The sequence below is a fragment of the Streptomyces sp. NPDC126499 genome (assembly GCF_040302485.1).
In the GTDB taxonomy this organism is placed as follows: domain Bacteria; phylum Actinomycetota; class Actinomycetes; order Streptomycetales; family Streptomycetaceae; genus Streptomyces.
The window spans coordinates 107,565-131,204 of sequence record NZ_JBEOUO010000010.1; the positions used below are offsets into that span (position 1 = coordinate 107,565).

The 23,640-nt window shown below is 70.0% G+C and carries 21 protein-coding genes and 1 riboswitch; of the genes, 14 read left to right on the top strand and 7 right to left on the bottom strand.

The window, feature by feature from the left end; genetic code table 11:
- Positions 1-40: 40 nt before the first annotated feature.
- The gene (locus ABTZ91_RS17165; protein ID WP_352077977.1) at positions 41-3,217 is read left to right on the top strand and encodes an efflux RND transporter permease subunit; all 3,177 of its coding nucleotides are present in this window, start codon (positions 41-43) and stop codon (positions 3,215-3,217) included.
- A gap of 88 nt (positions 3,218-3,305) precedes the next feature.
- Here ABTZ91_RS17165 and nadA read toward each other — a convergent pair whose 3' ends face one another.
- Entirely contained in the window at positions 3,306-4,493 is a 1,188-nt protein-coding gene (gene nadA, locus ABTZ91_RS17170) for a quinolinate synthase NadA (RefSeq protein ID WP_352077978.1), read from the bottom strand.
- A 237-nt stretch (positions 4,494-4,730) separates the two neighbouring features.
- Here nadA and ABTZ91_RS17175 point away from each other — a divergent pair, with 237 nt between their 5' ends.
- The gene (locus ABTZ91_RS17175) at positions 4,731-5,087 is read left to right on the top strand and encodes an iron-sulfur cluster assembly accessory protein (protein ID WP_019885637.1); all 357 of its coding nucleotides are present in this window, start codon (positions 4,731-4,733) and stop codon (positions 5,085-5,087) included.
- A 91-nt stretch (positions 5,088-5,178) separates the two neighbouring features.
- Here the strand turns inward: ABTZ91_RS17175 and ABTZ91_RS17180 are convergent, their stop codons facing one another.
- Entirely contained in the window at positions 5,179-6,585 is a 1,407-nt protein-coding gene (locus tag ABTZ91_RS17180) for a hypothetical protein (RefSeq protein ID WP_352077979.1), read from the bottom strand.
- A gap of 108 nt (positions 6,586-6,693) precedes the next feature.
- Entirely contained in the window at positions 6,694-6,900 is a 207-nt protein-coding gene (locus ABTZ91_RS17185) for a hypothetical protein (RefSeq protein WP_352077980.1), read from the bottom strand.
- A 132-nt stretch (positions 6,901-7,032) separates the two neighbouring features.
- Between ABTZ91_RS17185 and ABTZ91_RS17190 the strand changes: the two genes are divergently transcribed.
- A complete protein-coding gene (locus ABTZ91_RS17190; protein WP_352077981.1) occupies positions 7,033-8,007 on the top strand; it encodes a carbohydrate kinase family protein in 975 nt (324 codons plus the stop codon).
- A 63-nt stretch (positions 8,008-8,070) separates the two neighbouring features.
- Here the strand turns inward: ABTZ91_RS17190 and ABTZ91_RS17195 are convergent, their stop codons facing one another.
- Positions 8,071-9,453 (bottom strand): aminotransferase class V-fold PLP-dependent enzyme, encoded by a 1,383-nt coding sequence (locus tag ABTZ91_RS17195; protein ID WP_352077982.1) that lies wholly within the window; start codon positions 9,451-9,453, stop codon positions 8,071-8,073.
- Between the two features lie 368 nt (positions 9,454-9,821).
- Between ABTZ91_RS17195 and coxB the strand changes: the two genes are divergently transcribed.
- The 4 genes from coxB to ABTZ91_RS17215 all read left to right on the top strand — a co-directional run bounded on the left by coxB (position 9,822) and on the right by ABTZ91_RS17215 (position 14,294).
- Positions 9,822-10,787, top strand: coding sequence for a cytochrome c oxidase subunit II (gene coxB, locus ABTZ91_RS17200; protein WP_345489086.1), 966 nt, complete (start codon positions 9,822-9,824; stop codon positions 10,785-10,787).
- Positions 10,784-12,520, top strand: coding sequence for a cytochrome c oxidase subunit I (gene ctaD / locus ABTZ91_RS17205; RefSeq protein ID WP_352077983.1), 1,737 nt, complete (start codon positions 10,784-10,786; stop codon positions 12,518-12,520). The genes coxB and ctaD overlap by 4 nt, the downstream gene beginning before the upstream one ends.
- A complete protein-coding gene (locus ABTZ91_RS17210) occupies positions 12,517-12,915 on the top strand; it encodes a cytochrome c oxidase subunit 4 (RefSeq protein ID WP_352077984.1) in 399 nt (132 codons plus the stop codon). Before ctaD ends, ABTZ91_RS17210 begins: the two co-directional genes overlap by 4 nt.
- A 119-nt stretch (positions 12,916-13,034) precedes the next feature.
- Positions 13,035-14,294 (top strand): Ig-like domain-containing protein, encoded by a 1,260-nt coding sequence (locus ABTZ91_RS17215; RefSeq protein WP_352077985.1) that lies wholly within the window; start codon positions 13,035-13,037, stop codon positions 14,292-14,294.
- 140 nt (positions 14,295-14,434) lie between these two features.
- Here ABTZ91_RS17215 and ABTZ91_RS17220 read toward each other — a convergent pair whose 3' ends face one another.
- Entirely contained in the window at positions 14,435-14,839 is a 405-nt protein-coding gene (locus ABTZ91_RS17220) for a hypothetical protein (protein ID WP_352077986.1), read from the bottom strand.
- 187 nt (positions 14,840-15,026) lie between these two features.
- On the opposite strand from ABTZ91_RS17220, the gene ABTZ91_RS17225 reads away from it, so the two are divergent.
- The 6 genes from ABTZ91_RS17225 to ABTZ91_RS17250 all read left to right on the top strand — a co-directional run bounded on the left by ABTZ91_RS17225 (position 15,027) and on the right by ABTZ91_RS17250 (position 22,134).
- The gene (locus ABTZ91_RS17225) at positions 15,027-15,647 is read left to right on the top strand and encodes a heme-copper oxidase subunit III (protein WP_352077987.1); all 621 of its coding nucleotides are present in this window, start codon (positions 15,027-15,029) and stop codon (positions 15,645-15,647) included.
- A 74-nt stretch (positions 15,648-15,721) separates the two neighbouring features.
- Entirely contained in the window at positions 15,722-16,531 is an 810-nt protein-coding gene (locus ABTZ91_RS17230; protein ID WP_352077988.1) for a c-type cytochrome, read from the top strand.
- A complete protein-coding gene (locus ABTZ91_RS17235; RefSeq protein WP_352077989.1) occupies positions 16,528-17,580 on the top strand; it encodes a Rieske 2Fe-2S domain-containing protein in 1,053 nt (350 codons plus the stop codon). The genes ABTZ91_RS17230 and ABTZ91_RS17235 overlap by 4 nt, the downstream gene beginning before the upstream one ends.
- Positions 17,577-19,202 (top strand): cytochrome bc complex cytochrome b subunit, encoded by a 1,626-nt coding sequence (locus ABTZ91_RS17240; RefSeq protein WP_345489102.1) that lies wholly within the window; start codon positions 17,577-17,579, stop codon positions 19,200-19,202. The genes ABTZ91_RS17235 and ABTZ91_RS17240 overlap by 4 nt, the downstream gene beginning before the upstream one ends.
- Positions 19,203-19,336: 134 nt before the next feature.
- On the top strand, positions 19,337-20,401 hold the full coding sequence (gene trpD / locus ABTZ91_RS17245; protein WP_352077990.1) for an anthranilate phosphoribosyltransferase: 1,065 nt from the start codon (positions 19,337-19,339) through the stop codon (positions 20,399-20,401).
- A gap of 75 nt (positions 20,402-20,476) precedes the next feature.
- A riboswitch (SAM riboswitch) is annotated at positions 20,477-20,594 on the top strand.
- A gap of 175 nt (positions 20,595-20,769) precedes the next feature.
- Positions 20,770-22,134: an aminotransferase class V-fold PLP-dependent enzyme gene (locus ABTZ91_RS17250; RefSeq protein WP_352077991.1), complete on the top strand. Its 1,365-nt coding sequence runs from the start codon at positions 20,770-20,772 to the stop codon at positions 22,132-22,134.
- Between the two features lie 82 nt (positions 22,135-22,216).
- Here ABTZ91_RS17250 and ABTZ91_RS17255 read toward each other — a convergent pair whose 3' ends face one another.
- Both ABTZ91_RS17255 and ABTZ91_RS17260 read right to left on the bottom strand, forming a co-directional pair.
- Complete coding sequence (locus tag ABTZ91_RS17255) at positions 22,217-22,498, bottom strand: Lrp/AsnC ligand binding domain-containing protein (RefSeq protein WP_345489108.1); 282 nt, start codon at positions 22,496-22,498, stop codon at positions 22,217-22,219.
- Positions 22,495-23,229 carry a rhomboid family intramembrane serine protease gene (locus tag ABTZ91_RS17260; protein WP_352077992.1) on the bottom strand — a complete coding sequence of 245 codons (735 nt, stop codon included), beginning with the start codon at positions 23,227-23,229 and terminating at the stop codon, positions 22,495-22,497. Before ABTZ91_RS17260 ends, ABTZ91_RS17255 begins: the two co-directional genes overlap by 4 nt.
- A 149-nt stretch (positions 23,230-23,378) precedes the next feature.
- Between ABTZ91_RS17260 and ABTZ91_RS17265 the strand changes: the two genes are divergently transcribed.
- Positions 23,379-23,618: a hypothetical protein gene (locus ABTZ91_RS17265; RefSeq protein WP_352077993.1), complete on the top strand. Its 240-nt coding sequence runs from the start codon at positions 23,379-23,381 to the stop codon at positions 23,616-23,618.
- Positions 23,619-23,640 lie beyond the last annotated feature (22 nt).

Sequence of the window (23,640 nt, forward strand, 5' to 3'; positions counted from 1 at the left end):
GGTCGCCCGTCTGCCGAGTACGCCACAGAAACGAGTCCCCATGTCCTGGCTGTCGAGATTCAGCCTCGCGCAACGGGCCCTGATCGGGCTGATGTCCCTCGTCGCCCTCCTCTTCGGAGCGATAGCGATACCGCAGCTGAAGCAGCAGCTGTTCCCGTCGATCGAGCTTCCGATGGTCTCGATCATCGCCCCGTACCAGGGCGCCTCGCCCGACGTGGTCGAGAAGCAGGTCGTCCAGCCGCTGGAGAACAACCTCAAGGCCGTCGACGGCATCAAGGGCATCACGTCCACCGCCTCCGAGGGCAGCGCCGTCATCATGGCGAGCTTCGACTACGGCGACGAGGGGACCAAGCAGCTCGTCGCCGACGTCCAGCAGGCGGTCAACCGGGCCCGCGCCACGCTGCCGGACACGGTCGACCCCCAGGTGGTCGCCGGCTCCACCGACGACATCCCGACCGTCGTCCTCGCCGTCACCTCCGACAAGGACCAGCAGGCCCTGGCGGACCAGCTGGAGCGGACCGTCGTCCCGGCCCTGGAGGACATCGACGGCGTCGCCCAGGTCACCGTCGACGGCGTGCAGGACCTCCAGGTCTCCGTCACCCCCGACGACCGCAAGCTGGCCGCCGCCGGTCTGACCTCCATGAAGCTCGCCGAGGCCCTCAGGAACGGCGGCGCGACCATGCCCGCCGGCGCCTTCTCCGAGGCCGGCAAGAGCCGCACCGTCCAGGTCGGCGGCGGCTACACCTCGCTGAAGCAGATCGAGGACCTGCGCATCAAGCCCGAGAAGGGCAGGGCGGTCCGCCTCGGCGACGTGGCCACCGTGACGCAGGAGGAGTCCGGCCGGGTCTCCCTGACCCGCACCAACGGCCGGCCCAGCCTCGCGGTGATGGCCACCATGGACAAGGACGGCAGCGCCGTCGCCATCTCCGACGCCGTCCAGGACAAGCTGCCGGAGCTGCGCCGGGACCTCGGCGCGGGCGCCGAGCTGACCGTCGTCTCCGACCAGGGCCCGGCGGTCGCCAAGTCGATCTCCGGACTCACCACCGAGGGCGCCCTCGGCCTCGTCATGGCCGTCCTCGTCATCCTGGTCTTCCTCGCCTCCCTGCGCTCCACCCTGGTCACCGCGGTCTCCATCCCGCTCTCCGTCGTCCTCGCCCTGATCGTGCTGTGGACCCGTGACCTGTCGCTGAACGTGCTGACCCTCGGCGCGCTCACCATCGCCATCGGCCGGGTCGTCGACGACTCGATCGTGGTCCTGGAGAACATCAAGCGGCACCTGGGCTACGGCGAGGAGCGGCGGGCCGCGATCCTGACCGCCGTCCGGGAGGTCGCCGGCGCGGTCACCTCCTCCACCCTCACCACCGTCGCCGTCTTCCTGCCGATCGGCCTGGTCGGCGGCATGATCGGCGAGCTCTTCGGCTCCTTCTCGCTGACCGTCACCGCCGCGCTGCTCGCCTCGCTGCTGGTCTCCCTGACGGTGGTCCCGGTCCTGTCGTACTGGTTCCTGCGCGCCCCCAAGGGCACCTCGAAGGACCCGGAGGAGGCCCGCAGGCTGGCCGAGGAGAAGGAGAGCCGGAGCCGGCTGCAGCGCGCGTACGTGCCGGTGCTGCGGTTCGCGACCCGGCGCCGCCTCACCAGCGTGGCCATCGCCCTGGTGGTGCTCGCGGGCACCTTCGCCATGGGGCCGCTGCTGAAGACCAACTTCTTCGACCAGGGCGAGCAGCGGGTCCTCACCGTCAAGCAGAAGCTGGCGCCCGGCACCAGCCTGGCCGCCTCCGACGAGGCCGCGAAGAAGGTCGAGAAGGTCCTCGCCGACGCCGAGGGCGTCAAGGACTACCAGGTCACGGTCGGCTCCTCCGGCTTCATGGCGGCCTTCGGCGGCGGCACCGGCGCCAACCAGGCCTCCTTCCAGGTGACGCTGGAGGACTCCGCCTCGTACGAGAAGACGCGCGACGCCATCGACGCGGGGCTCGGGAAGCTCGACGGCATCGGCGACACCTCCCTCGCGGCCGGCGACGGCTTCGGCAGCCAGGACCTGAGCGTGATCGTGAAGGCCGGTGACCCGGCGGTCCTGAAGAAGGCGTCCGAGCAGGTCACGAAGGCGGTCGCGGAGCTGAAGGACGTCACCGACGTACAGAGCGACCTGTCGCGGTCGGTGCCCCGGATCTCGGTGAGGCCCAACGACCGGGCCGCCGACGCCGGCTTCGACGCCACCACCCTCGGCATGATCGTCTCGCAGGCCGTGCGCGGCACTCCGGCCGCCAAGGCCGTCCTGGACGACACCGAGCGGGACGTCCTGATCACCTCGGCGAAGCCGGTGACCACGCCGGCCGAACTGAAGGCGCTGCCGCTCGGCCCGGTGAGGCTGGGCGACATCGCCGCCGTCGAGCTGGTGCCCGGCCCGGTCTCCATGACCCGGATCGACGGCGCCCGCGCGGCGACGATCACGGCCAAGCCGACCACCGACAACACCGGCGCGGTGAGCGCCGCGCTCCAGAAGAAGCTCGACGGCCTGGACCTCCCCGAGGGCGCCACGGCTTCGATCGGCGGTGTCTCCGAGGACCAGGCCGAGGCGGCGAGCAGCATGGCCCTGGCGATGCTGGCGGCCGTGGCGATCGTCTTCATGCTCCTGGTCGCGACCTTCCGGTCGCTGGTCCAGCCGCTGATCCTGCTGGTCTCCATCCCGTTCGCGGCGACCGGCGCGATCGGCCTCCTCGTGGCGACGGACACGGCGATGGGCGTCCCGGCGATGATCGGCATGCTGATGCTGATCGGCATCGTGGTCACCAACGCGATCGTCCTGATCGACCTGATCAACCAGTACCGGGCCCAGGGCCTCGGCGTGGTCGAAGCGGTGATCGAGGGCGGCCGGCACCGGCTGCGCCCGATCCTGATGACGGCCCTGGCGACGATCTTCGCGCTGCTGCCGATGGTGCTCGGCGTCACCGGGGAGGGCGGCTTCATCGCGCAGCCGCTGGCCGTGGTGGTGATCGGCGGTCTGATCACCTCGACGCTGCTGACGCTGCTGCTCGTGCCGACGCTCTACGCGATGGTGGAACTCCGCAAGGAGCGGCGCGCGAAGAAGAAGGCGGCGAAGCGGGCCGCCAAGGCAGGCAGGGCAGGTAAGGCAGGCAAGAAGGGCGACGGGACGGTGAACCCGGAGCAGCCCGACGTCACGCCGGCGGACGCGACGCTGCTGGACGTGCTGGATCCCTGATCCGTACGGCATGACGGCATGACGGCATGACGAAGGGGCGCCCCGCGAGTCCGCGGGGCGCCCCTTCCGTGTCCGTACCGAGGAATCGTTACGGCAGCGCCAGCATCCGCTCGAGCGCCAGCTTGGCGAAGGACTCGGTCTCCCGGTCCACCTGGATCTGGTTGACCAGGTTGCCCTCGGCCAGCGACTCGAGCGTCCACACCAGGTGCGGCAGGTCGATCCGGTTCATGGTCGAGCAGAAGCAGACCGTCTTGTCGAGGAAGACGATCTCCTTGCCCTCGTCGGCGAACCGGTTCGCCAGCCGGCGGACCAGGTTCAGCTCGGTGCCGATGGCCCACTTCGAGCCGGCCGGGGCCGCCTCCAGGGTCTTGATGATGTACTCCGTCGAGCCCACGTAGTCGGCGGCGGCGACGACCTCGTGCTTGCACTCGGGGTGCACGAGCACGTTGACGCCCGGGATCCGCTCGCGCACGTCGTTGACCGAGTCCAGCGAGAAGCGGCCGTGCACCGAGCAGTGGCCCCGCCACAGGATCATCTTCGCGGCCCGCAGCTCCTCGGCGGTCAGGCCGCCGTTCGGCTTGTGCGGGTTGTAGACCACGCAGTCGTCCAGGGACATGCCCATGTCGCGGACGGCGGTGTTGCGGCCCAGGTGCTGGTCCGGCAGGAAGAGCACCTTCTCGCCCTGCTCGAAGGCCCAGTCCAGGGCCTTCTTGGCGTTGGACGAGGTGCAGATGGTGCCGCCGTGCTTGCCGGTGAAGGCCTTGATGTCGGCGGAGGAGTTCATGTACGAGACGGGCACGACCTGCTCGGCGACGCCGGCCTCGGTCAGCACGTCCCAGCACTCGGCGACCTGCTCGGCGGTGGCCATGTCGGCCATCGAGCAGCCGGCGGCCAGGTCCGGCAGGACGACCTTCTGGTCGTCGCCGGTCAGGATGTCCGCCGACTCGGCCATGAAGTGCACGCCGCAGAAGACGATGTACTCGGCCTCCGGCTTGGCGGCGGCGTCGCGGGCGAGCTTGAAGGAGTCGCCGGTGACGTCCGCGAACTGGATGACCTCGTCGCGCTGGTAGTGGTGCCCGAGGACGAAGACCTTGTCCCCGAGCTTCTCCTTGGCGGCGCGGGCGCGCTCCACCAGGTCGGGGTCGGACGGCGACGGAAGGTCGCCGGGGCACTCCACGCCGCGCTCGCTCTTCGGGTCGGCCTCGCGGCCGAGCAGGAGAAGAGCGAGCGGCGTCGGCTGGACGTCCAGGGGCTGGGCGGTGGTCACGTCACGCACCCTTTCTGCGGTGAGCCTCGAAAAACCTTTTCGTCGAAATGACGCTATCTATCATAACCGGTTCACGTCAGTTTGACGATGTCCATAGTGTCGATGTGACGAATTCGCCGTCCGCGTCGCTGGACACGGTGTGCGAGCATGAAAGGGAAAGACACGCCTCGGCCCGGAATGAATCCGCGGCCCCGCCGGTTGCAACCGTCGGCAAGCAGTCTCCGTACCAACCCGGGAGAGAAGCAGATGTCCGTATCGGACGAGAAGACCACTGTCAGCGACGGCATCCTCCTGTCCGACGCCGCCGCGGCCAAGGTCAAGGCCCTGCTCGACCAGGAAGGCCGCGACGACCTGGCCCTGCGCGTCGCCGTTCAGCCCGGTGGCTGCTCCGGCCTGCGTTACCAGCTGTTCTTCGACGAGCGCTCGCTCGACGGCGACGTCGTCAAGGACTTCGGCGGCGTCAAGGTCGTCACCGACCGCATGAGCGCTCCCTACCTGGGCGGCGCGTCGATCGACTTCGTCGACACCATCGAGAAGCAGGGCTTCACCATCGACAACCCGAACGCCACGGGCTCCTGCGCCTGCGGCGACAGCTTCAGCTAAGCCGCAGGGCACGACCTGACGCACGCGCGAGGGCGGCACCCGGACCCCGGGTGCCGCCCTCGCGCGTTCCGCCGCCCGCGTGCGGGCGCGGCTACTTCCTCGGGATCGCCTGCCCGCTCGCCCCGTCCACGACCTGCCGCTCGCCCAGCGGCTGCCGCAGCTCCACGGTCTTCGTCACCTCGACGGCGACCATGATGCAGGCCCGGCCCGGCTCGGTCGGCTTCTCCGTGACCCGGACGAGCACCTTCGCCGGCGTCTCCTCGGCGGTCACCGTGTACGTGCTGCACACCCCGCCCCAGAAGGTCACCGACAGCTTCCGGCCGTCCGTCTCCGTCCGGTACGAGTCGATCCGCCGCACCGGCTCCTTCGACTCCGTGGGCGGCGCCGGGCTCTCCTCGGCCACCGCCGTCCGCACCACCGTGAACGGCTTCGCGCCCGGCTTCTCCCGCGCCTGGAACAGCCACGCCGGTACGAGCGCCTGCTCGCCCTTCACGTCCTGCGCGGCAAGCCCGAAGACCGCGCCGGTGACCTCCACGACGTGCGGCGAGGCGGCCTTGCCCGACGGCTCGCAGGGCGCGTCAGGACCGTCCGCCGTGCTCGCCGGCGGGGCCGTCGCGCAGCCGCCGATGCCCACGGAGCCGGCTCCCTTCGCGTCCTCGTTCAGCGCGTCGAGGGCCTGCCGCGCCCCCACCACCGGCCGCGACTCGCCCTTCACCGGCTCCTTCAGGCGGCCGCTGCCGGCGATCACCGAGCCGTCCGGCCCCACGTGGAGGCCGGTCGACCAGCCGTACGTGGGCAGGCCGTCCACCACCGGGTCCGCGTTGACCACCCGCACCGAGCCGTTCATCAGCTGGCTCGCGTCCAGCTTCGCGTCGTCCTGGCCGACCGCCTTGAGCACCGGCGCCACCGCCGCCTTCGCCGCGGCCTCGCTCACCGGCGAACCGCCGCCGCTCGGCGGCTTCGCCTCGCCCGGCGGCGGGCAGGCCTTGCCCTTCAGGCAGCTGTCGTCGATCGGCCCGCCGTCCTGCCGGCTGAGCGTCCAGCTGCCCGGCGCCTTCGCCGAGACGTCCAGACGCAGGCCCGACCCGTCCTTCTCCGGGGCCAGCCGCCACACCTCGCCCACGAGCCGCGGGGTGCCCACGATGCCCAGCGCCCGCGCCAGCCGGGTCACCTCCGCCGAGGTGACCCGGCCCTCGGGCCGGTGGACCGCGGCCGAGGAGGGCCCCTGGGGGAGTGGGCCCCTGGCCTGGTAGACGGTGCCGCCCGAGCCGCCGCCCGGGTCGGGCTCACCCGGCGCGATCCCCGGGCCGTCGCCGCCCTTCGCCGCCGCGTCCTGCCCCGCCGGGGCCTCCCGTACCGCCTCGCCGCTCCCGGACGCCGTGGCGGCGTAGTACACGCCTCCGCCGCCCACGAGGAGCACACCCGTCGCCACCGAGGCGACGAGCAGCGGGCCGCGCCTCTTCGGCCGGGACTCCGGCCGGATCTCCGTACTGCTCACCACATGCTCCTTCCCAAGGACACCCCTGGGACGGGAGCGGGGACCGTTCGGTTCCGCAGCCGGTGCCCGACGGGCCCGACCGGCCCCGTCGGGTCCCGTCGGGTCCCGTCAGGCCCCGTACTCGGGGGTGGCGGCGATCAGCCGGGCCGAATCGGCCGGGACGTCGACGCCGTGGATCAACGCGGGGGAGACCGGCGCGGTCACGGGTACGGACGGAGTCACCCAGTGCGGGGCCATCCGCGCACCGTCCCCGCACAGCTCGGCGAGGCTGAACTCGGACTCCTGGGGCTCACGGGGAGCGGGGTACTGGGTCATGGCGGCACCGTACGCACGCCCGGGCTCCGGGGAAAAGCCCTACTCTGGGGTAGTTTCCGCTGTTCGGCATCCGCGTTCGCACCCGGTAGCGTGAACTGTCATTACCGTCCTCCCCGCAGGAGCGTCCCAGCCGTGCGTATCGCAGTCACCGGCTCCATCGCCACCGACCACCTCATGACCTTCCCGGGCCGGTTCGCCGACCAGCTCGTGGCGGACCAGCTCCACACGGTCTCGCTCTCCTTCCTCGTCGACAACCTCGACATCCGGCGGGGTGGCGTCGGCCCGAACATCTGCTTCGGCATGGGCCAGCTCGGTGGCAACCCGATCCTCGTGGGTGCGGCCGGTTACGACTTCGACGAGTACCGCGCCTGGCTGGACCGGCACGGCGTCGACACCGCCTCGGTCCGGATCTCCGAGGTCCTGCACACCGCCCGTTTCGTGTGCACCACCGACAAGGACCACAACCAGATCGGCTCCTTCTACACCGGCGCCATGAGCGAGGCCCGCCTCATCGAGCTGAAGGCCGTCGCCGACCGCGTGGGCGGCCTGGACCTGGTCCTCATCGGCGCCGACGACCCGGAGGCGATGCTGCGCCACACCGAGGAGTGCCGCGCCCGCGAGATCCCCTTCGCCGCCGACTTCTCGCAGCAGATCGCCCGCATGGACGGCGAGGAGATCCGCACGCTGCTCGACGGGGCCACCTACCTCTTCTCCAACGAGTACGAGAAGGGCCTCATCGAGTCCAAGACCGGCTGGAGCGAGCAGGAGATCCTGGAGCGCGTCGGCCACCGCGTCACCACCCTCGGCTCCCGCGGCGTGCGCATCGAGCGCGTCGGCGAGGACCCGATCGAGGTCGGCTGCCCCGAGGAGGAGGCCAAGGTCGACCCGACCGGCGTCGGCGACGCCTTCCGCGCCGGCTTCCTGACCGGTCTGTCCTGGGGCGTCGGCCTGGAGCGCGCCGCCCAGGTCGGCTGCATGCTCGCCACGCTGGTGATCGAGACCCTGGGCACCCAGGAGTACACCCTGCGCCGCACCAACTTCATGGAGCGCTTCACCAAGGCATACGGCCACGAGGCCGCCGCCGAGGTCCAGGCCCACCTGGCCTGACCCGCCACGCGCGAGCCCCCGGGAGCGGTTCCCGGGGGCTCCCGCACGCCGCGGGGCCGGCCCTCAGGAGACCCGCCGCACCACGTACGCGGTGCCGCCCTTCGGCGACGCCTCCTCGCCCACGTACTCCTGCCCCCGCATCTCGCACCACGCCGGGATGTCCAGCCGCGCCGCCTCGTCGTCCGACAGCACCGTGACCGTGCCGCCCACCGGGACCCGGCCGATCACCTTGGCCAGCTCGATCACCGGGATCGGGCAGCGCTTGCCGAGCGAGTCGACCACGAGCGTCTCGGCCGCACCGCTCGCCGCCGCCGGTTCCGGGGCGCCGAGCCGGTCCCGCAGGGACCCGACCAGACCGGGCAGCACCTCCAGGAAGCGGTCCACGTCCTCCCCGGTCGTGCCGGCCGGCAGCGACACCCGGACGTTCCCCTCGCTCAGCACCCCCATGGCCCGCAGCACATGGCTGGGCGTCAGCGTCGAACTCGTACACGAGGAACCGGACGAAACGGAGAAACCCTCCCGGTCCAGCTCGTGCAGCAGCGTCTCCCCGTCGACATAGAGACAGGAGAAGGTGACGAGATGGGGGAGCCGGCGCACCGGATCGCCCACCACCTCCACGTCCGGCACCAGCTCCGGCACCCGCACCCGGATCCGGTCCACCAGATCCCGGAGACGCGCCGCCTCCGCCGCCGCCTCCGCCCGCACCGCCCGCAGCGAGGCCGCCGCCGCCACGATCGCCGGCAGGTTCTCGAAACCGGGCGCCCGCCCCGACTCCCGCTCGTCCGCCGGACCCTGCGGCGCGAACCGGACGCCCTTGCGCACCGCGAGCAGCCCGACCCCGGCCGGACCGCCCCACTTGTGCGCGCTCGCCGCCAGCAGCGACCAGCCCTCCGGCACCGGACCCCAGCCCAGCGACTGCGCCGCGTCCACCAGCAGCGGCACCCCGGCCGCCCGGCACGCCTCCGCGACCTGTGCCACCGGCTGCTCGGTGCCCACCTCGTGGTTGGCCGACTGCAGACAGGCCAGCGCCGTACGGGAGTCGAGCGCGGCCGCGAAGACCTCCGGGTCCACCGCCCCGGACCGCCCCACCGGCACCTCGGTCACCGTGCCCCCGGCCGCCGTGTGCGCCTCGCCGGCGTGCAGCACGGAGGAGTGTTCGACCGCCGACACCACGAGCCGGTCCCCGACACGCCGACGCCCCGCGAGCGCCCCGGAGATTCCGGCGTGAACCGCGCGCGTCCCCGAAGGAGTGAACACCAGCTCGTCCGCACGGCACCCCACCGCCTCGGCCGCCGCCTCCCGCGCCGCGTCGAGCAGCATCCGGGCCCGCCGCCCCTCCCGGTACAGCCGGGCCGGATCGGCCCAGCCCTCGTCCAGGGCGGCGAGCAGCGCCTGACGGGCGACGGGGTGCAGCGGGGCCGCGGAGGCGGCGTCGAAGTACGGCATCCGCCCACGCTAACCCCGCACGCGTAATCCCCCGTCAGAAGCCCCGGACGCGCCGCCCGTCCGGCCCCGCCCCGTCTCCGGACGCGCCGCCCGTCCGGCCCCGCCGCACCCCCGGCCGCGCCCTCCGTCCGCGCCCGCCGCACCCCCGGACGGCCCCGCGGGCCACGGCCGCGGAAGGGCGGAGTCCACTCCTTCGGGGACTCGGACGGCGCGTTGGGCACCCTCCCCGCGCGACCCCAAATAGCGTCCAGTAGGGTTTGGTCCGCATAAACATCCAAACCCCTGCCCGCGGCCGGGGCGGCGACCGACCAGCGAGACGGACGGCCGTGGCCGACCAACGCGGGCCGAGACTCTCGGGAAGGCGCTACGTGAGTCCCAACGGCTCCGACCGCTCGTCGCGGCGCCCGATGCGGCGGAAGCTGCCGCAGGTGCTGACTGCGGGCCTGATCCTGGCGACAGCCACCGGCTGCTCGTACAACTGGGAAGACTTCCCCCGGCTGGGCATGCCCACCCCGGTGACGGAAGAGGCTCCGCGGATCCTCTCCCTCTGGCAGGGCTCGTGGGCGGCTGCGCTCGCCACCGGCGTCCTGGTGTGGGGCCTGATCCTGTGGGCCACCATCTTCCACCGGCGCAGCCGCACCAAGGTCGAGGTACCTCCGCAGACCCGGTACAACATGCCCATCGAGGCGCTGTACACGGTCACCCCGCTCATCATCGTCTCGGTGCTCTTCTACTTCACCGCGCGTGACGAGTCCAAGCTCCTCGCTCTCTCCGCCAAGCCCGCCCACACCATCAACGTGGTCGGCTACCAGTGGAGCTGGGGCTTCAACTACATCGAGAACGTGCCCGGTGTGACCGGCGACGCGAAGACGGACAAGAACCTCGCGACGCTTCCGGACCGGTACAAGAACGCGCTGCCGGACAACGCCGGCGGCGTCTACGACTACGGCATCCCCGGCACCCGGAACCCGCAGACCGGCAACCCGGGCCCGACCCTGTGGCTGCCCAAGGGCGAGAAGGTCCGGTTCGTCCTGACCTCCCGTGACGTCATCCACTCGTTCTGGGTGGTCCCCTTCCTGATGAAGCAGGACGTCATCCCGGGTCACCCGAACGCCTTCGAGGTCACCCCGACCCAGGAGGGCACCTTCCTCGGCAAGTGCGCCGAGCTGTGCGGTGTCGACCACTCCCGGATGCTCTTCAACGTCAAGGTGGTCTCCCCGGAGCGCTACCAGCAGCACCTGAAGGAGCTGGCGGAGAAGGGGCAGACCGGCTACATCCCGTCGGGCATTGCGCAGACGGACCCGGCCAGGAATGCGGAGAAGAAGCAACTGTGAGCATCCTCAACGAACCCCAGGGTGCGGCCGCGGCTGAGAAGCCGTACGAGAACGAGCTCCCCGTACGCCGCAAGCAGCCCGGCAACGTCGTGGTGAAGTGGCTGACGACCACCGACCACAAGACCATCGGTACGATGTACCTGGTCACGTCGTTCGCCTTCTTCTGCATCGGCGGCCTGATGGCGCTCTTCATGCGCGCCGAGCTGGCCCGTCCCGGCACGCAGATCATGTCGAACGAGCAGTTCAACCAGGCGTTCACGATGCACGGCACGATCATGCTGCTGATGTTCGCGACGCCGCTGTTCGCCGGTTTCGCCAACTGGATCATGCCGCTCCAGATCGGCGCCCCCGACGTCGCGTTCCCGCGACTGAACATGTTCGCCTACTGGCTGTACCTGTTCGGCTCGCTCATCGCGGTGGCCGGCTTCCTCACCCCGCAGGGTGCCGCCGACTTCGGCTGGTTCGCCTACGCCCCGCTGTCGGACGCGGTCCGCTCGCCGGGCATCGGCGCCGACCTGTGGATCATGGGTCTGGCCTTCTCCGGCTTCGGCACCATCCTCGGCTCGGTCAACTTCATCACCACGATCATCTGCATGCGCGCTCCGGGCATGACGATGTTCCGCATGCCGATCTTCACCTGGAACGTGCTGCTGACCGGTGTCCTGGTCCTGCTCGCCTTCCCGGTCCTGGCCGCCGCGCTGTTCGCCCTGGAGGCGGACCGCAAGTTCGGTGCCCACGTCTTCGACGCGGCCAACGGCGGTGCCCTGCTGTGGCAGCACCTCTTCTGGTTCTTCGGACACCCCGAGGTGTACATCATCGCCCTGCCGTTCTTCGGCATCATCTCCGAGGTCATCCCGGTCTTCAGCCGTAAGCCGATGTTCGGCTACATCGGTCTGGTGGCCGCGACCATCGCGATCGCCGGTCTGTCCGTGACCGTGTGGGCGCACCACATGTACGTCACCGGTGGCGTGCTCCTCCCGTTCTTCTCCTTCATGACGTTCCTCATCGCCGTACCGACCGGCGTGAAGTTCTTCAACTGGATCGGAACGATGTGGAAGGGCTCGCTGTCCTTCGAGACCCCGATGCTCTGGGCCGTCGGCTTCCTGATCACCTTCACCTTCGGTGGTCTGACCGGCGTCATCCTGGCCTCGCCCCCGATGGACTTCCACATCTCCGACTCGTACTTCGTGGTCGCGCACTTCCACTACGTCGTCTTCGGCACCGTGGTCTTCGCGATGTTCTCCGGCTTCCACTTCTGGTGGCCGAAGTTCACCGGCAAGATGCTGGACGAGCGCCTCGGCAAGATCACGTTCTGGACGCTCTTCGTGGGCTTCCACGGCACGTTCCTGGTGCAGCACTGGCTGGGCGCCGAGGGCATGCCGCGCCGTTACGCGGACTACCTGGACGCCGACGGCTTCACCGCCCTGAACACGATCTCGACGATCTCGTCCTTCGTGCTCGGTCTGTCGATCCTGCCGTTCTTCTACAACATCTGGAAGACCGCCAAGTACGGCAAGAAGATCGAGGTCGACGACCCGTGGGGCTACGGCCGTTCGCTCGAATGGGCGACGTCCTGCCCGCCGCCGCGGCACAACTTCCTCACCCTGCCGCGGATCCGTTCCGAATCCCCGGCGTTCGACCTGCACCACCCTGAGATCGCGGCTCTCGACCAGCTCGAGAACAAGCCTCACGAGGTGGCGGCCCTCAGCGGCGGCAAGGAGGCCGGCAAGTGAAGATCCAGGGCAAGATGTTCATCTGGCTGAGCGTCTTCATCCTTGCCATGGCGGTCCTCTACGGCGTCTGGTCCAAGGAGCCGGTCGGCACGACGGCGCTCTTCCTGGCCTTCGGCCTGTGCATCATGGTCGGCTACTACCTGGCCTTCACGGCCAAGCGGGTCGACGCCATGGCGCAGGACGACAAGGAGGCCGACGTCGCGGACGAGGCCGGCGAGGTGGGCTTCTTCGCCCCCCACAGCTGGCAGCCGCTCTCGCTGGCCCTCGGCGGTGCGCTGGCCTTCGCCGCGATCGCGGTCGGCTGGTGGCTGCTGTACTTCTCCACCCCGCTGATCCTGGTCGGCATCTTCGGCTGGGTCTTCGAGTTCTACCGCGGTGAGAACCAGAACCAGTAGCGGGAGCAGCACCCCGTAACACCCCGAGGGGCCCGGTCACTTCGTCCGACGAAGCGGCCGGGCCCCTCGTTTGCCCCGCTCGGCGCGCTGAGCGCGAGGAAAGTTCTTACCGTGAGGTCATGAACGACACGCCGCGCAATCGGACCGTTCCGATCTGCACTCTTCTGGCCCTCACCGTCGCCGCGGGCACCACCGCGTGCGCGGGCTCACAGGAGCATCCGCTGTCGGCGAGGCCCTACGACGCGGCCGACCAGGTCGCCTTCAACGCCCCCGCCCAGGGGAGGAAGGCCGACCCCGACAAGCCCCTGGAGATCACCGCCAAGGGCGAGGAGGGGCGGCTCACCGACGTCACCGCCCTCGACGAGGCCGGGCGCCACCTGGCCGGCGAGCTCACCGCGGACGGGCGCAAGTGGCGCTCCACGGCCGCCCTGGCGGCCGGCGCCCGCTACACCGTCCGGGTGTCCACCGAGGACGAGGACGGCGCTCCGGGGGCCCGTACGTTCACCTTCGAGACGGCACCGGCCAAACGGGCCCTGACCGTCACGTTCGGCCCGGAGGCGGGCAAGTACGGCGTCGGGCAGCCCGTCACCGCCGACCTGAGCCTCCCGGTGAAGGACAAGGCGGCCCGCGCGGTCGTCGAGCGGGCCCTCAAGGTCCGCTCCGTACCGGCCGTCGAGGGCTCCTGGCACTGGGTGGACGACAAGAAGCTGCACTACCGGCCGAAGGAGTACTGGCCCACCGGCGCCACCGTCACCGTCACCGGCAACCTCGCGGGCATCAAGGTCGGCGACAAGCTCTACGGCGGCGACTCCAAGCCGCTGACGCTCACCATCGGCGACCACATCGAGGCGGTCGCGGACGCGGCCTCCCACCACATGACGGTCCGCCGCAACGGAGAAGTGATCAAAACCATTCCGGTGACCACCGGAAAACCGGGCTTCTCCACCCGTAACGGGATCAAGGTGGTGCTCGGCAAGGAGTACTACGTCCGGATGCGCGGCACCAGCATCGGCATCGCCGAGGGCAGCTCCGAGTCCTACGACCTGCCCGTCTACTACGCCACCCGGGTGACCTGGAGCGGCGAGTACGTCCACGCCGCCCCCTGGTCCGTCGGCTCCCAGGGCGTCGCCAACGTCAGCCACGGCTGCGTCGGCATGTCGACCGGCAACGCCGCCTGGTTCTACAAGACCGTCCGGCCCGGCGACATCGTCCGCGTCGTCAACAGCTACGGCGAGATGATGGACACCTTCGGCAACGGCTTCGGCGACTGGAACCTGCCCTGGGACAAATGGCGCAAGGGCAGCGCCCTGGTGGCCGACACGGGCAACCCGCTGGCCACCGAGGACGCCAAGGCCCGCCTACGGCCGTCGTCTTTCTAGTGGCTCGGTTCACCTCCGGGCGCCTCCAGCGTGTGCCGACGGTCGACCGTGCTCGGTCCCTCGTTCCTCGGGACCTCCGCGCGCTCTTCCTTTCGGCACCCGCGGCGCCCTTCGGCTCACTCGCCAAGCCGCGCCGAGCGTCAAGAACAGGGCAGCGACAGGCGTGAGCGGAGCAGGGACGCCAGGGACGCCGCGAACTCCACCGGTTCCACCGGAAGGGTGACCGCGGCGTCCGCGCGGCTCCACGTGGCCAGCCAGGCGTCCTGCGGGCGGCCGATCAGCAGCAGGACCGGAGGGCAGTGGAAGACCTCGTCCTTGATCTGCCGGCACACGCCCATGCCGCCGGCCGGCACCGCCTCGCCGTCGAGTACGCAGACGTCGATGCCGCCCTCCTCCAGGGCCGACAGCACCGCCGGAAGCGTCGCGCACTCGACGAACTCGACCGGGGGAACATCGGCCGCGGGCCTGCGGCCGGCCGCGAGCCGGACCTGCGCGCGGGTGTTCGCGTCGTCGCTGTAGACCAGGACCGTGGCGCTCGACTGCATCGTTCCTCCGTGAAGGTGGTCGGTCGTTGCGCGGATGCTACTCCGCTCCACAGCCCGTCAACACCCGTTCAACACCTGTTCGAAGGGTGGCGGAACCCCGCTCCGATGGGCCGTTCGGGCTGGACAAGTGCCCCGGACACTCCGAACGGCACCCCCCGGAGTGAGGGCGGGATAAGCGACCGACATAATGTCGGTCGTGGCGACAGTAACGACAGTAGAAACCGGGCACGCGCACCCGTCGGTCAATCGACCGAACCTCACCAGCGTCGGAACCATCATCTGGTTGAGCTCCGAGCTGATGTTCTTCGCGGCCCTCTTCGCGATGTACTTCACCCTGCGATCCGTGATGGGCGCGGAGTACTGGGCGGAAAAGGCAGACGCCTTGAACCTCCCGTTCTCCGCGACGAACACCACGATCCTGGTGCTCTCCTCCCTCACCTGCCAGCTCGGCGTCTTCGCCGCCGAGCGGGGCGATGTGAAGAAGCTCCGGACGTGGTTCATCATCACGTTCGTGATGGGCGCGATCTTCATCGGCGGCCAGGTCTTCGAGTACACCGAGCTGGTCAAGCACGAGGGCCTCTCGCTGTCCTCGGACCCGTACGGCACGGTGTTCTACCTGACCACCGGCTTCCACGGCCTGCACGTGACGGGCGGTCTCATCGCCTTCCTGCTGGTCCTGGGCCGGACGTACGCCGCCAGGAGGTTCACCCACGAGCAGGCAACCGCCGCCATCGTCGTGTCCTACTACTGGCACTTCGTCGATGTCGTCTGGATCGGCCTCTTCGCCACGATCTACTTGATCAAGTAATCGGGTTCCGCCTCCGGGCGGGCCGACACATCCAGCACGTATCGACGCAGAAGATCCTGACACCGGGGTAATCCGTGAAAAAGCTCTCCGCACGACGACGCCATCCGCTGGCGGCGGTCGTCGTCCTACTTCTCGCGCTGGCGGCAACTGGGGGGCTGTACGCCGCGTTCGCGCCGGCGGGCACGGCCAAGGCCGATGAAACCGCCCAGTCCCTCGCCATCGAGGAGGGCAAGAAGCTCTACTCCGTCGGTTGCGCCAGCTGCCACGGAACCGGCGGTCAGGGCACCTCTGACGGCCCGTCCCTGGTCGGCGTCGGCTCGGCGGCAGTGGACTTCCAGGTCGGCACCGGCCGCATGCCGGCCCAGCAGCCCGGCGCCCAGGTTCCGAGGAAGAAGGTCATCTACTCGCAGGCTGAGATCGATCAGCTCGCGGCGTACATCGCCTCGCTCGGTGCCGGCCCGATCACGCCGACCGAAGACCAGTACAACCCCGCGGGTGCCGACGCGGCCAAGGGTGGCGAGCTCTTCCGCTCCAACTGTGCCCAGTGCCACAACTTCACCGGTGAAGGTGGCGCGCTGACCCACGGCAAGTACGCCCCCAGCCTGGAAGGCGTCAGCCCGAAGCACCTCTACGAGGCCATGCAGACCGGCCCGCAGAACATGCCCTCCTTCCCCGACACGACCATGCCGGAGAAGCAGAAGAAGGAGATCATCGCCTACGTCCAGGCCGTCAACAGTGAGAAGGCCGACAACCCGGGTGGTCTCAAGCTGGGTGGCCTCGGTCCCGTCAGCGAGGGTCTGTTCGCGTGGATCTTCGGTCTGGGCGCACTGATCGCAGTTGCCATCTGGGTCGCGGCCCACACCGCTAAGGCCAAGAAGTCATGAGTACCCAAGAGAATTCTGAAGAGAACCTGCCCTCCGCGCAGGACACCGCGCACGGCGCGGTGAAGGTCGCCGACGACCCGTTCGCCGACCCGGGCCTCCCGCCCCACAAGCCGCGCATCCAGGACATCGACGAGCGGGCCGCCCGGCGGTCCGAGCGCGCGATCGCCTTCATGTTCACGCTGTCGATGCTGGCCACGATCGGCTTCATCGCCTCGTACGTGATCTTCCCGGTCGACAAGATCGTGTACATCTGGCCCTTCGGCCGGGTGTCCGCGCTCAACTTCGCCCTCGGGTGGACGCTCGGTCTGGCCCTGTTCTTCATCGGCGCGGGCGCGGTCCACTGGGCCCGTACCCTCATGTCCGATGTCGAGGTGGCCGACGACCGTCACCCGATCGAGGCGTCGCCCGAGGTCAAGGCGAAGGTCATGGCGGACTTCGCGGCCGGTGCCGCCGAGTCCGGCTTCGGCCGCCGCAAGCTGATCCGCAACACGCTCTTCGGCGCGCTGGCCATGGTGCCGCTCTCCGGCATCGTGCTGCTGCGTGACATGGGCCCGCTGCCCGAGAAGAAGCTCCGGACCACCATGTGGGCCAAGGGCAAGCAGCTCATCAACATGAACACGCACGAGCCGCTGCGTCCCGAGGACGTCGCGGTCGGTTCGCTGACCTTCGCGATGCCCGAGGGCCTCTCGGAGCACGACCACCACTTCCAGACCGAGATCGCCAAGGCCGCCCTGATGATCGTCCGGATCCAGCCGGAGGACATCAAGGACAAGCGCGAGCTCGAGTGGTCGCACGACGGCATCGTCGCCTTCTCGAAGATCTGCACCCACGTCGGCTGCCCGATCTCCCTGTACGAGCAGCAGACGCACCACGTGCTCTGCCCGTGCCACCAGTCCACCTTCGACCTGTCCGACGGCGCCCGCGTCATCTTCGGCCCGGCCGGCCACGCCCTCCCGCAGCTGCGGATCGGCGTGAACGACAAGGGCTTCCTGGAGGCGCTCGGCGACTTCGACGAGCCCGTCGGCCCTGCCTTCTGGGAGCGCGGATGAGCACTGTGACCAATACGCAGAAGAAGGCGCCCGCCGGTGAGCGGGTCGCCGACTGGGCCGACGGCCGCCTGGGGATCTACACGCTGGCCAAGGCCAACATGCGGAAGATCTTCCCGGACCACTGGTCCTTCATGCTGGGCGAGGTCTGCCTCTACAGCTTCCTCATCATCATCCTGACGGGCGTCTACCTGACGATGTTCTTCCACCCGTCGATGAACGAGGTGGAGTACACCGGACCGTACGTCCCGCTCCAGGGACAGCTGATGTCCGAGGCGTTCAACTCGACCATGCACATCTCCTTCGAGGTGCGCGGTGGTCTGCTCATCCGGCAGATCCACCACTGGGCGGCGCTGATCTTCCTCGCCGGCATGTTCGTGCACATGATGCGCGTGTTCTTCACCGGCGCGTTCCGCAAGCCGCGTGAGATCAACTGGCTGTTCGGCTTCCTGCTGTTCTTCCTGGGCATGTTCACCGGCTTCACCGGTTACTCGCTCCCGGACGACCTGCTCTCCGGCACCGGTGTCCGCTTCATGCAGGGCGCGATCCTGTCCGTGCCGGTCGTCGGCACGTACCTGTCGATGTTCCTGTTCGGCGGCGAGTTCCCCGGCGGCGACTTCGTCGCCCGGTTCTACTCGGCGCACGTGCTGCTGCTCCCGGGCATCATGCTCGGCCTGGTGGTCGCCCACCTGATCCTGGTGTTCGTGCACAAGCACACGCACTTCGAGGGCCCCGGCCGCACCAACAAGAACGTCGTCGGCATGCCGCTGCTGCCGGTGTACATGGCCAAGGCCGGAGGCTTCTTCTTCCTGGTCTTCGGTGTCATCGCCATCATCTCGGCGATCGCCTCGATCAACCCGATCTGGGCCCTCGGCCCGTACCGCCCGGACCAGGTGTCCACCGGCGCCCAGCCCGACTGGTACATGGGCTTCGCCGAGGGTCTGATCCGTGTCATGCCGGGCTGGGAGATCAACATCTGGGGCCACACCCTGGTCCTGGGCGTGTTCATCCCGCTGGTGATCTTCCCGCTGGTGCTCGGCGCGATCGCGGTCTACCCGTTCATCGAGTCCTGGATCACCGGCGACAAGCGCGAGCACCACATCGCGCAGCGCCCGCGCAACGCTCCGACGCGCACCGCCTTCGGTGTCGCCTGGATCACCGCGTACATGATCATGCTCGTCGGTGGTGGCAACGACCTCTGGGCCACGCACTTCCACCTGTCGATCAACTCGATCACCTGGTTCGTCCGGATCTTCTTCTTCGTCGGACCGGTCATCGCGTTCATCGTCACCAAGCGGATCTGCCTCGGCCTCCAGCGCCGGGACAAGGACAAGGTGCTGCACGGTCGCGAGTCCGGCATCATCAAGCGCCTGCCGCACGGTGAGTTCGTCGAGGTCCACACCCCGCTCAGCCAGGGCGAGCTGCACAAGCTCACCGCGCACGAGCAGTACGCGCCGGCGGAGCTGCCGCCGGCCGTCGACGAGAACGGCGTGGAGCGCAAGATCGGCCGCATGGAGAAGCTCCGGGTCAAGCTCAACCGGGGTTACTACGGCGCGGACAACCAGATCGCCAAGCCCACCGTCGAGGAGTACAAGGAGATCCAGAGCGGCCACGGCCACCACTGATCACCTTGACCTCCTGATGTAGGTCGCCACGGCGAGAGCCCCGTCCATTCGATGGACGGGGCTCTTTGCCGTTCCCGGGGATCGATAGGGTGGGGGTGGCCTTGGAGATACGTACGGACACATCAGGAGCGACCATGAGCGCTGTGCACCCCGCTGGAGGCGAGACCGCGGCGGGCCGCTCCTGGCCCGTCGTCCTGGACGGTCTGCTCGGCGGCCGCGACCAGAGCGCCGAGGACACGGCCTGGGCCATGGACCGCATCCTGCGCGGCGAGGCCACCGACGCGCAGATCGCCGGCTTCGTGGTCGCCCTGCGCGCCAAGGGCGAGACCGTGGAGGAGATCACCGGTCTCGTCCGGACCATGTACGAGCACGCCAACACCATCGAGGTGCCCGGCGCCACCGTCGACATCGTCGGCACCGGCGGCGACGGCGCCAAGACCGTGAACGTCTCCACCATGTCGGCGATCGTCGTCGCGGGCACGGGTGCCAAGGTCGTCAAGCACGGCAACCGGGCCGCGTCCTCGGCCTCCGGCGCCTCCGACGTCCTGGAGAAGCTCGGCGTCAACCTGGAGCTGAGCCCGAAGCGGGTCGCGGAGGTGGCCGAGGAGGCCGGGATCACCTTCTGCTTCGCGGTGAAGTTCCACCCGGCGCTGCGCCATGTGGCGATGGCCCGCAAGGAGCTGGGCATCCGCACGGTGTTCAACTTCCTCGGCCCGCTGACCAATCCGGCCCGCGTCCGGGCCCAGGCCACCGGTGTCGCCGACGCCCGGATGGCCCCGATCGTCGCCGGGGTGCTCGCCGAGCGCGGCTCCTCCGCGCTGGTCTTCCGGGGCGACGACGGCCTGGACGAGCTGACCACCACGGCCACCTCGCGGGTCTGGATCGTCCGGGACGGCACCGTACGCGAGGAGCGCTTCGACCCCAGGGACGTCGGCATCGACCTGGTGCCGGTGGAGGCCCTGCGCGGCGCCGACGCCTCGTACAACGCCGACGTCGCCCGGCGGCTGCTGGCCGGCGAGACCGGTCCGGTCCGTGACGCGGTGCTGCTCAACTCGGCGGCGGCGCTGACCGCCCTGGAGCCGGGGGAGGGCACCCTGGCGGAGCAGCTGCGGGCCGGCATCGAGAAGGCCGCCGAGTCCATCGACTCCGGCGCGGCGCGCCAGGCCCTGGAGCGGTGGATCGCCGTCAGCAACGCGTAGCCGTCGGGTGCGCAACCCCGTCCGGAATACGGACGGGGTTGCGCGCCGACGATCACGTGGCATAGCTTCTGAACAGGTCATGAGTGACAGCCATCAAGGCCCCGGCCGGCTGTCCGGCAACCCTCCGTCCGTGGCGGGGTGCCCCGGGTGAAGACCAGGCCGTGGACAGAAAGGTCCGCGGCAAGCGCGGACCCCTGCGAACCCTGGGGTCCTTGGTCCTCAAGGGAGCAGTCTCGTGAGCAAGCGAATGCGCTAGGGCCTCGAAGCCCCTTCTTCGTCACCCCCTTTTTCCTTTTCCGTGCCTCCGCGGCCGCGTGCCCCCGTCGCGTCGAGGCGCTGAATTCGCCTGCCTTGTACGGGAGTTCGCCATGTCCGTGATCACCGCTGCCGCCGACCAGTCCGTTTGTGCCCCTCTGCCCGTTCTGGGCCGGGACGTCACCGTCCCGCTCGTCACCGGAGGCGAGGTCACCTACGCGGCGCTCGACTACGCGGCCAGCGCCCCGGCCCTTCAGCGCGTGTGGGACGACGTCGCCGCGTACGCCCCGTACTACGGCAGCGTCCACCGCGGTGCCGGATACCTCTCCCAGCTCTCCACCGACCTCTTCGAGAACAGCCGGGCCACCGTCGCCGAGTTCCTCGACTGCCGCCCCGACGACCAGGTGGTCTTCACCCGCTCCACCACCGACTCGCTCAACCTGCTCGCCCGGGCGCTCCCCGCCGACTGCCAGGTCTTCGTCTTCGAGACCGAGCACCACGCGTCCCTCCTGCCCTGGGGCGACGCCCACGTGACCTACCTCGACGCGCCGCGCACCCCGGCCCGGGCCGTCGAGATCCTGGAGCGCGCGCTCGCCGCACGCGACCCCTACGGCCCGGCCCTGGTCTGCGTCACCGGCGCCTCCAACGTGACCGGTGAGCTGTGGCCGGTGAGGGAACTGGCCGCCGCCGCGCACGCGCACGGCGCCCGGATCGTCCTCGACGCCGCCCAGCTGGCGCCCCACCACCCCGTCTCCGTACGGGAGTCGGACGTCGACTGGGTCGCCTTCTCCGGGCACAAGCTGTACGCGCCGTTCGGCTCCGGCGTCCTCGCCGGCCGGGCGGACTGGCTGCGGGACGCCGAGCCGTACCTCGCGGGCGGCGGCGCCTCCCGTACGGTCGCGCGCCGGGCCGACGGCGGTGTGGACGTGGAGTGGCACACCACCGCGGCCCGGCACGAGGCCGGATCGCCCAACGTCATCGGCGTCTACTCCATCGCCTCCGCCTGCAAGGCGCTCACCGAGGCCGGCTTCGACCGGCTCGTCGCCCGCGAGCGGCACCTCATCGCGAAGGTCCGCGAGGGCCTGGCCGAGGTGCCCGAGGTGCGGGTCCTCTCGCTCTTCGGCGACGACGCCCCCCGGGTCGGCGTCATCTCCTTCGTCGTGGAGGGCTGGAACAGCTCCCACTTCGCCGCCGCGCTCTCCGCCGAGTACGGCATCGGCGTCCGCGACGGCCTGTTCTGCGCCCACCCGCTGGTGCGCACCCTGCTCGGCAGCGACCCGCAGGACCCGGGCGCGTGCGGCGCCCCGGAGGCGAACCCCGGCGAGAGGTCGCTGAACGCCATCCGGGTGAGCTTCGGCGCGGGCACTCCCGACGAGCACGTGGAGCGGTTCGTCGGCGCGGTGAAGGAGCTGGTGCGTGACGGCGCCCGGTGGACCTACCGCACCGAGGACGGCCGCTGCGTCCCCGACCGCGGCTGACCGCTCCCTCGTACGGGTGAAGCCGGCCTCCCGCGGGGGAGAGGCCGGCTTCAGCCGTGTCCGTACGGGGGCCGGTACCGGGTCAGGACTCCAGGCCGATGGCGAAGGCCGCGTCCAGGTCGTGCTGCGAGTAGGCCCGGAACGCCACGTGCGTGTCGGTGGCCTCGACGCCCGGGATCTTGGAGATCCGGCCCGGGATCACATCGGCCAGGTCGTCGTGGCGCGCCACCCGGACCATCGCGATCAGGTCGTACGTACCGGTGACGGAGAAGACCTCGCTGACGGTGTCGATCGCGGCGATCGCCTCGGCGATCTCGGGGATGCGGTCCACGCTGGTCTTGATGAGCACGATCGCGGTGATCACGGCTGGCTTTCTCCCTCGGTGGCCGCGGCTGGTGGCTTCACTCTATCGGCACCCCTGTACCGCGCCCACGCGAAGACGAAGCCGATCCCGAAGCCCACCACGTGCGCCAGATACGCCACCCCGGGACCCGAGCCCGCCGAGCGGGCCGCCAGCCACTGGAGCACGAACCAGAAGATCAGCACGATCCAGGCGGGGAAGCGCAGCGGCAGGAAGAACAGGAAGGGGAAGAGGCTCGTCACCCGGGCGCGCGGGAAGAGATAGAGGAAGGCCCCGAGCACCCCTGAGATCGCCCCCGACGCCCCGACCAGGGTCTGCTGGCTCTCGGCGTGCGCCGCCGCGTAGCCGAGCAGGGCCAGATATCCGCAGCCCAGGTAGAAGAGGACGAAGCCGGCCGGGCCCATCCGCTCCTCGGTCATCGCCCCGAACACGTACAGGAACAGCATGTTCCCGAGCAGGTGCAGCCAGCTGCCGTGCACGAAGAGGGCGGTCAGCGGGGTGAGCAGGGCGCGAAGGTCACCGCCCACCAGCTCGGCCGGGATCACCCCCCAGCGCTGGAAGTACGCGCTCTGCGCCACGAGCAGCTCGTGGCCCGTGCCGTACGCCGGGCTCAGTCCCGCCACCGGGCTCGCGGCGAAGAGCAGCACGCAGCCGGCGATCAGGCCGTAGGTCACCGTCGGTCCGTTCCGGGCGCCCCGCCAGGCGCCGAGGGCCGTGCCCCGCCAGTCGATCATGGACAGATCATGGCGTACCGGTGCCCACCTGGACAGAGTGCCTCGCCGTGACACGGGGTACCCGCGAGGCCGTAGGGTTACGGGCAGTACTCCCGCAGTTCGACGGCGCACCGCGGGCCCGTGAAGCTCGTACGAAAGAGGACGGCACGATGACGGTTCCCCTGCCGACCGCCGACACCCGCTGGCGCTGCACGCTCTGCGGCAACCTGACCCGCTTCGACGTGACCCGCTCGTCCAAGGTCGTCGAATACGTCCATCTGGACCTCGCCGGAGAGCCCAAGGTGGAGGAGCGCGAGGTGGTCAGTGAGACCATCGAGTCGGTCCGCTGCCGCTGGTGCAACGCGGTGGACCAGATCGAATTGGTGGACAGGCCGGGCGCCGCTTCCTGAGAAGCGGCCCCCGAGAGGGCGA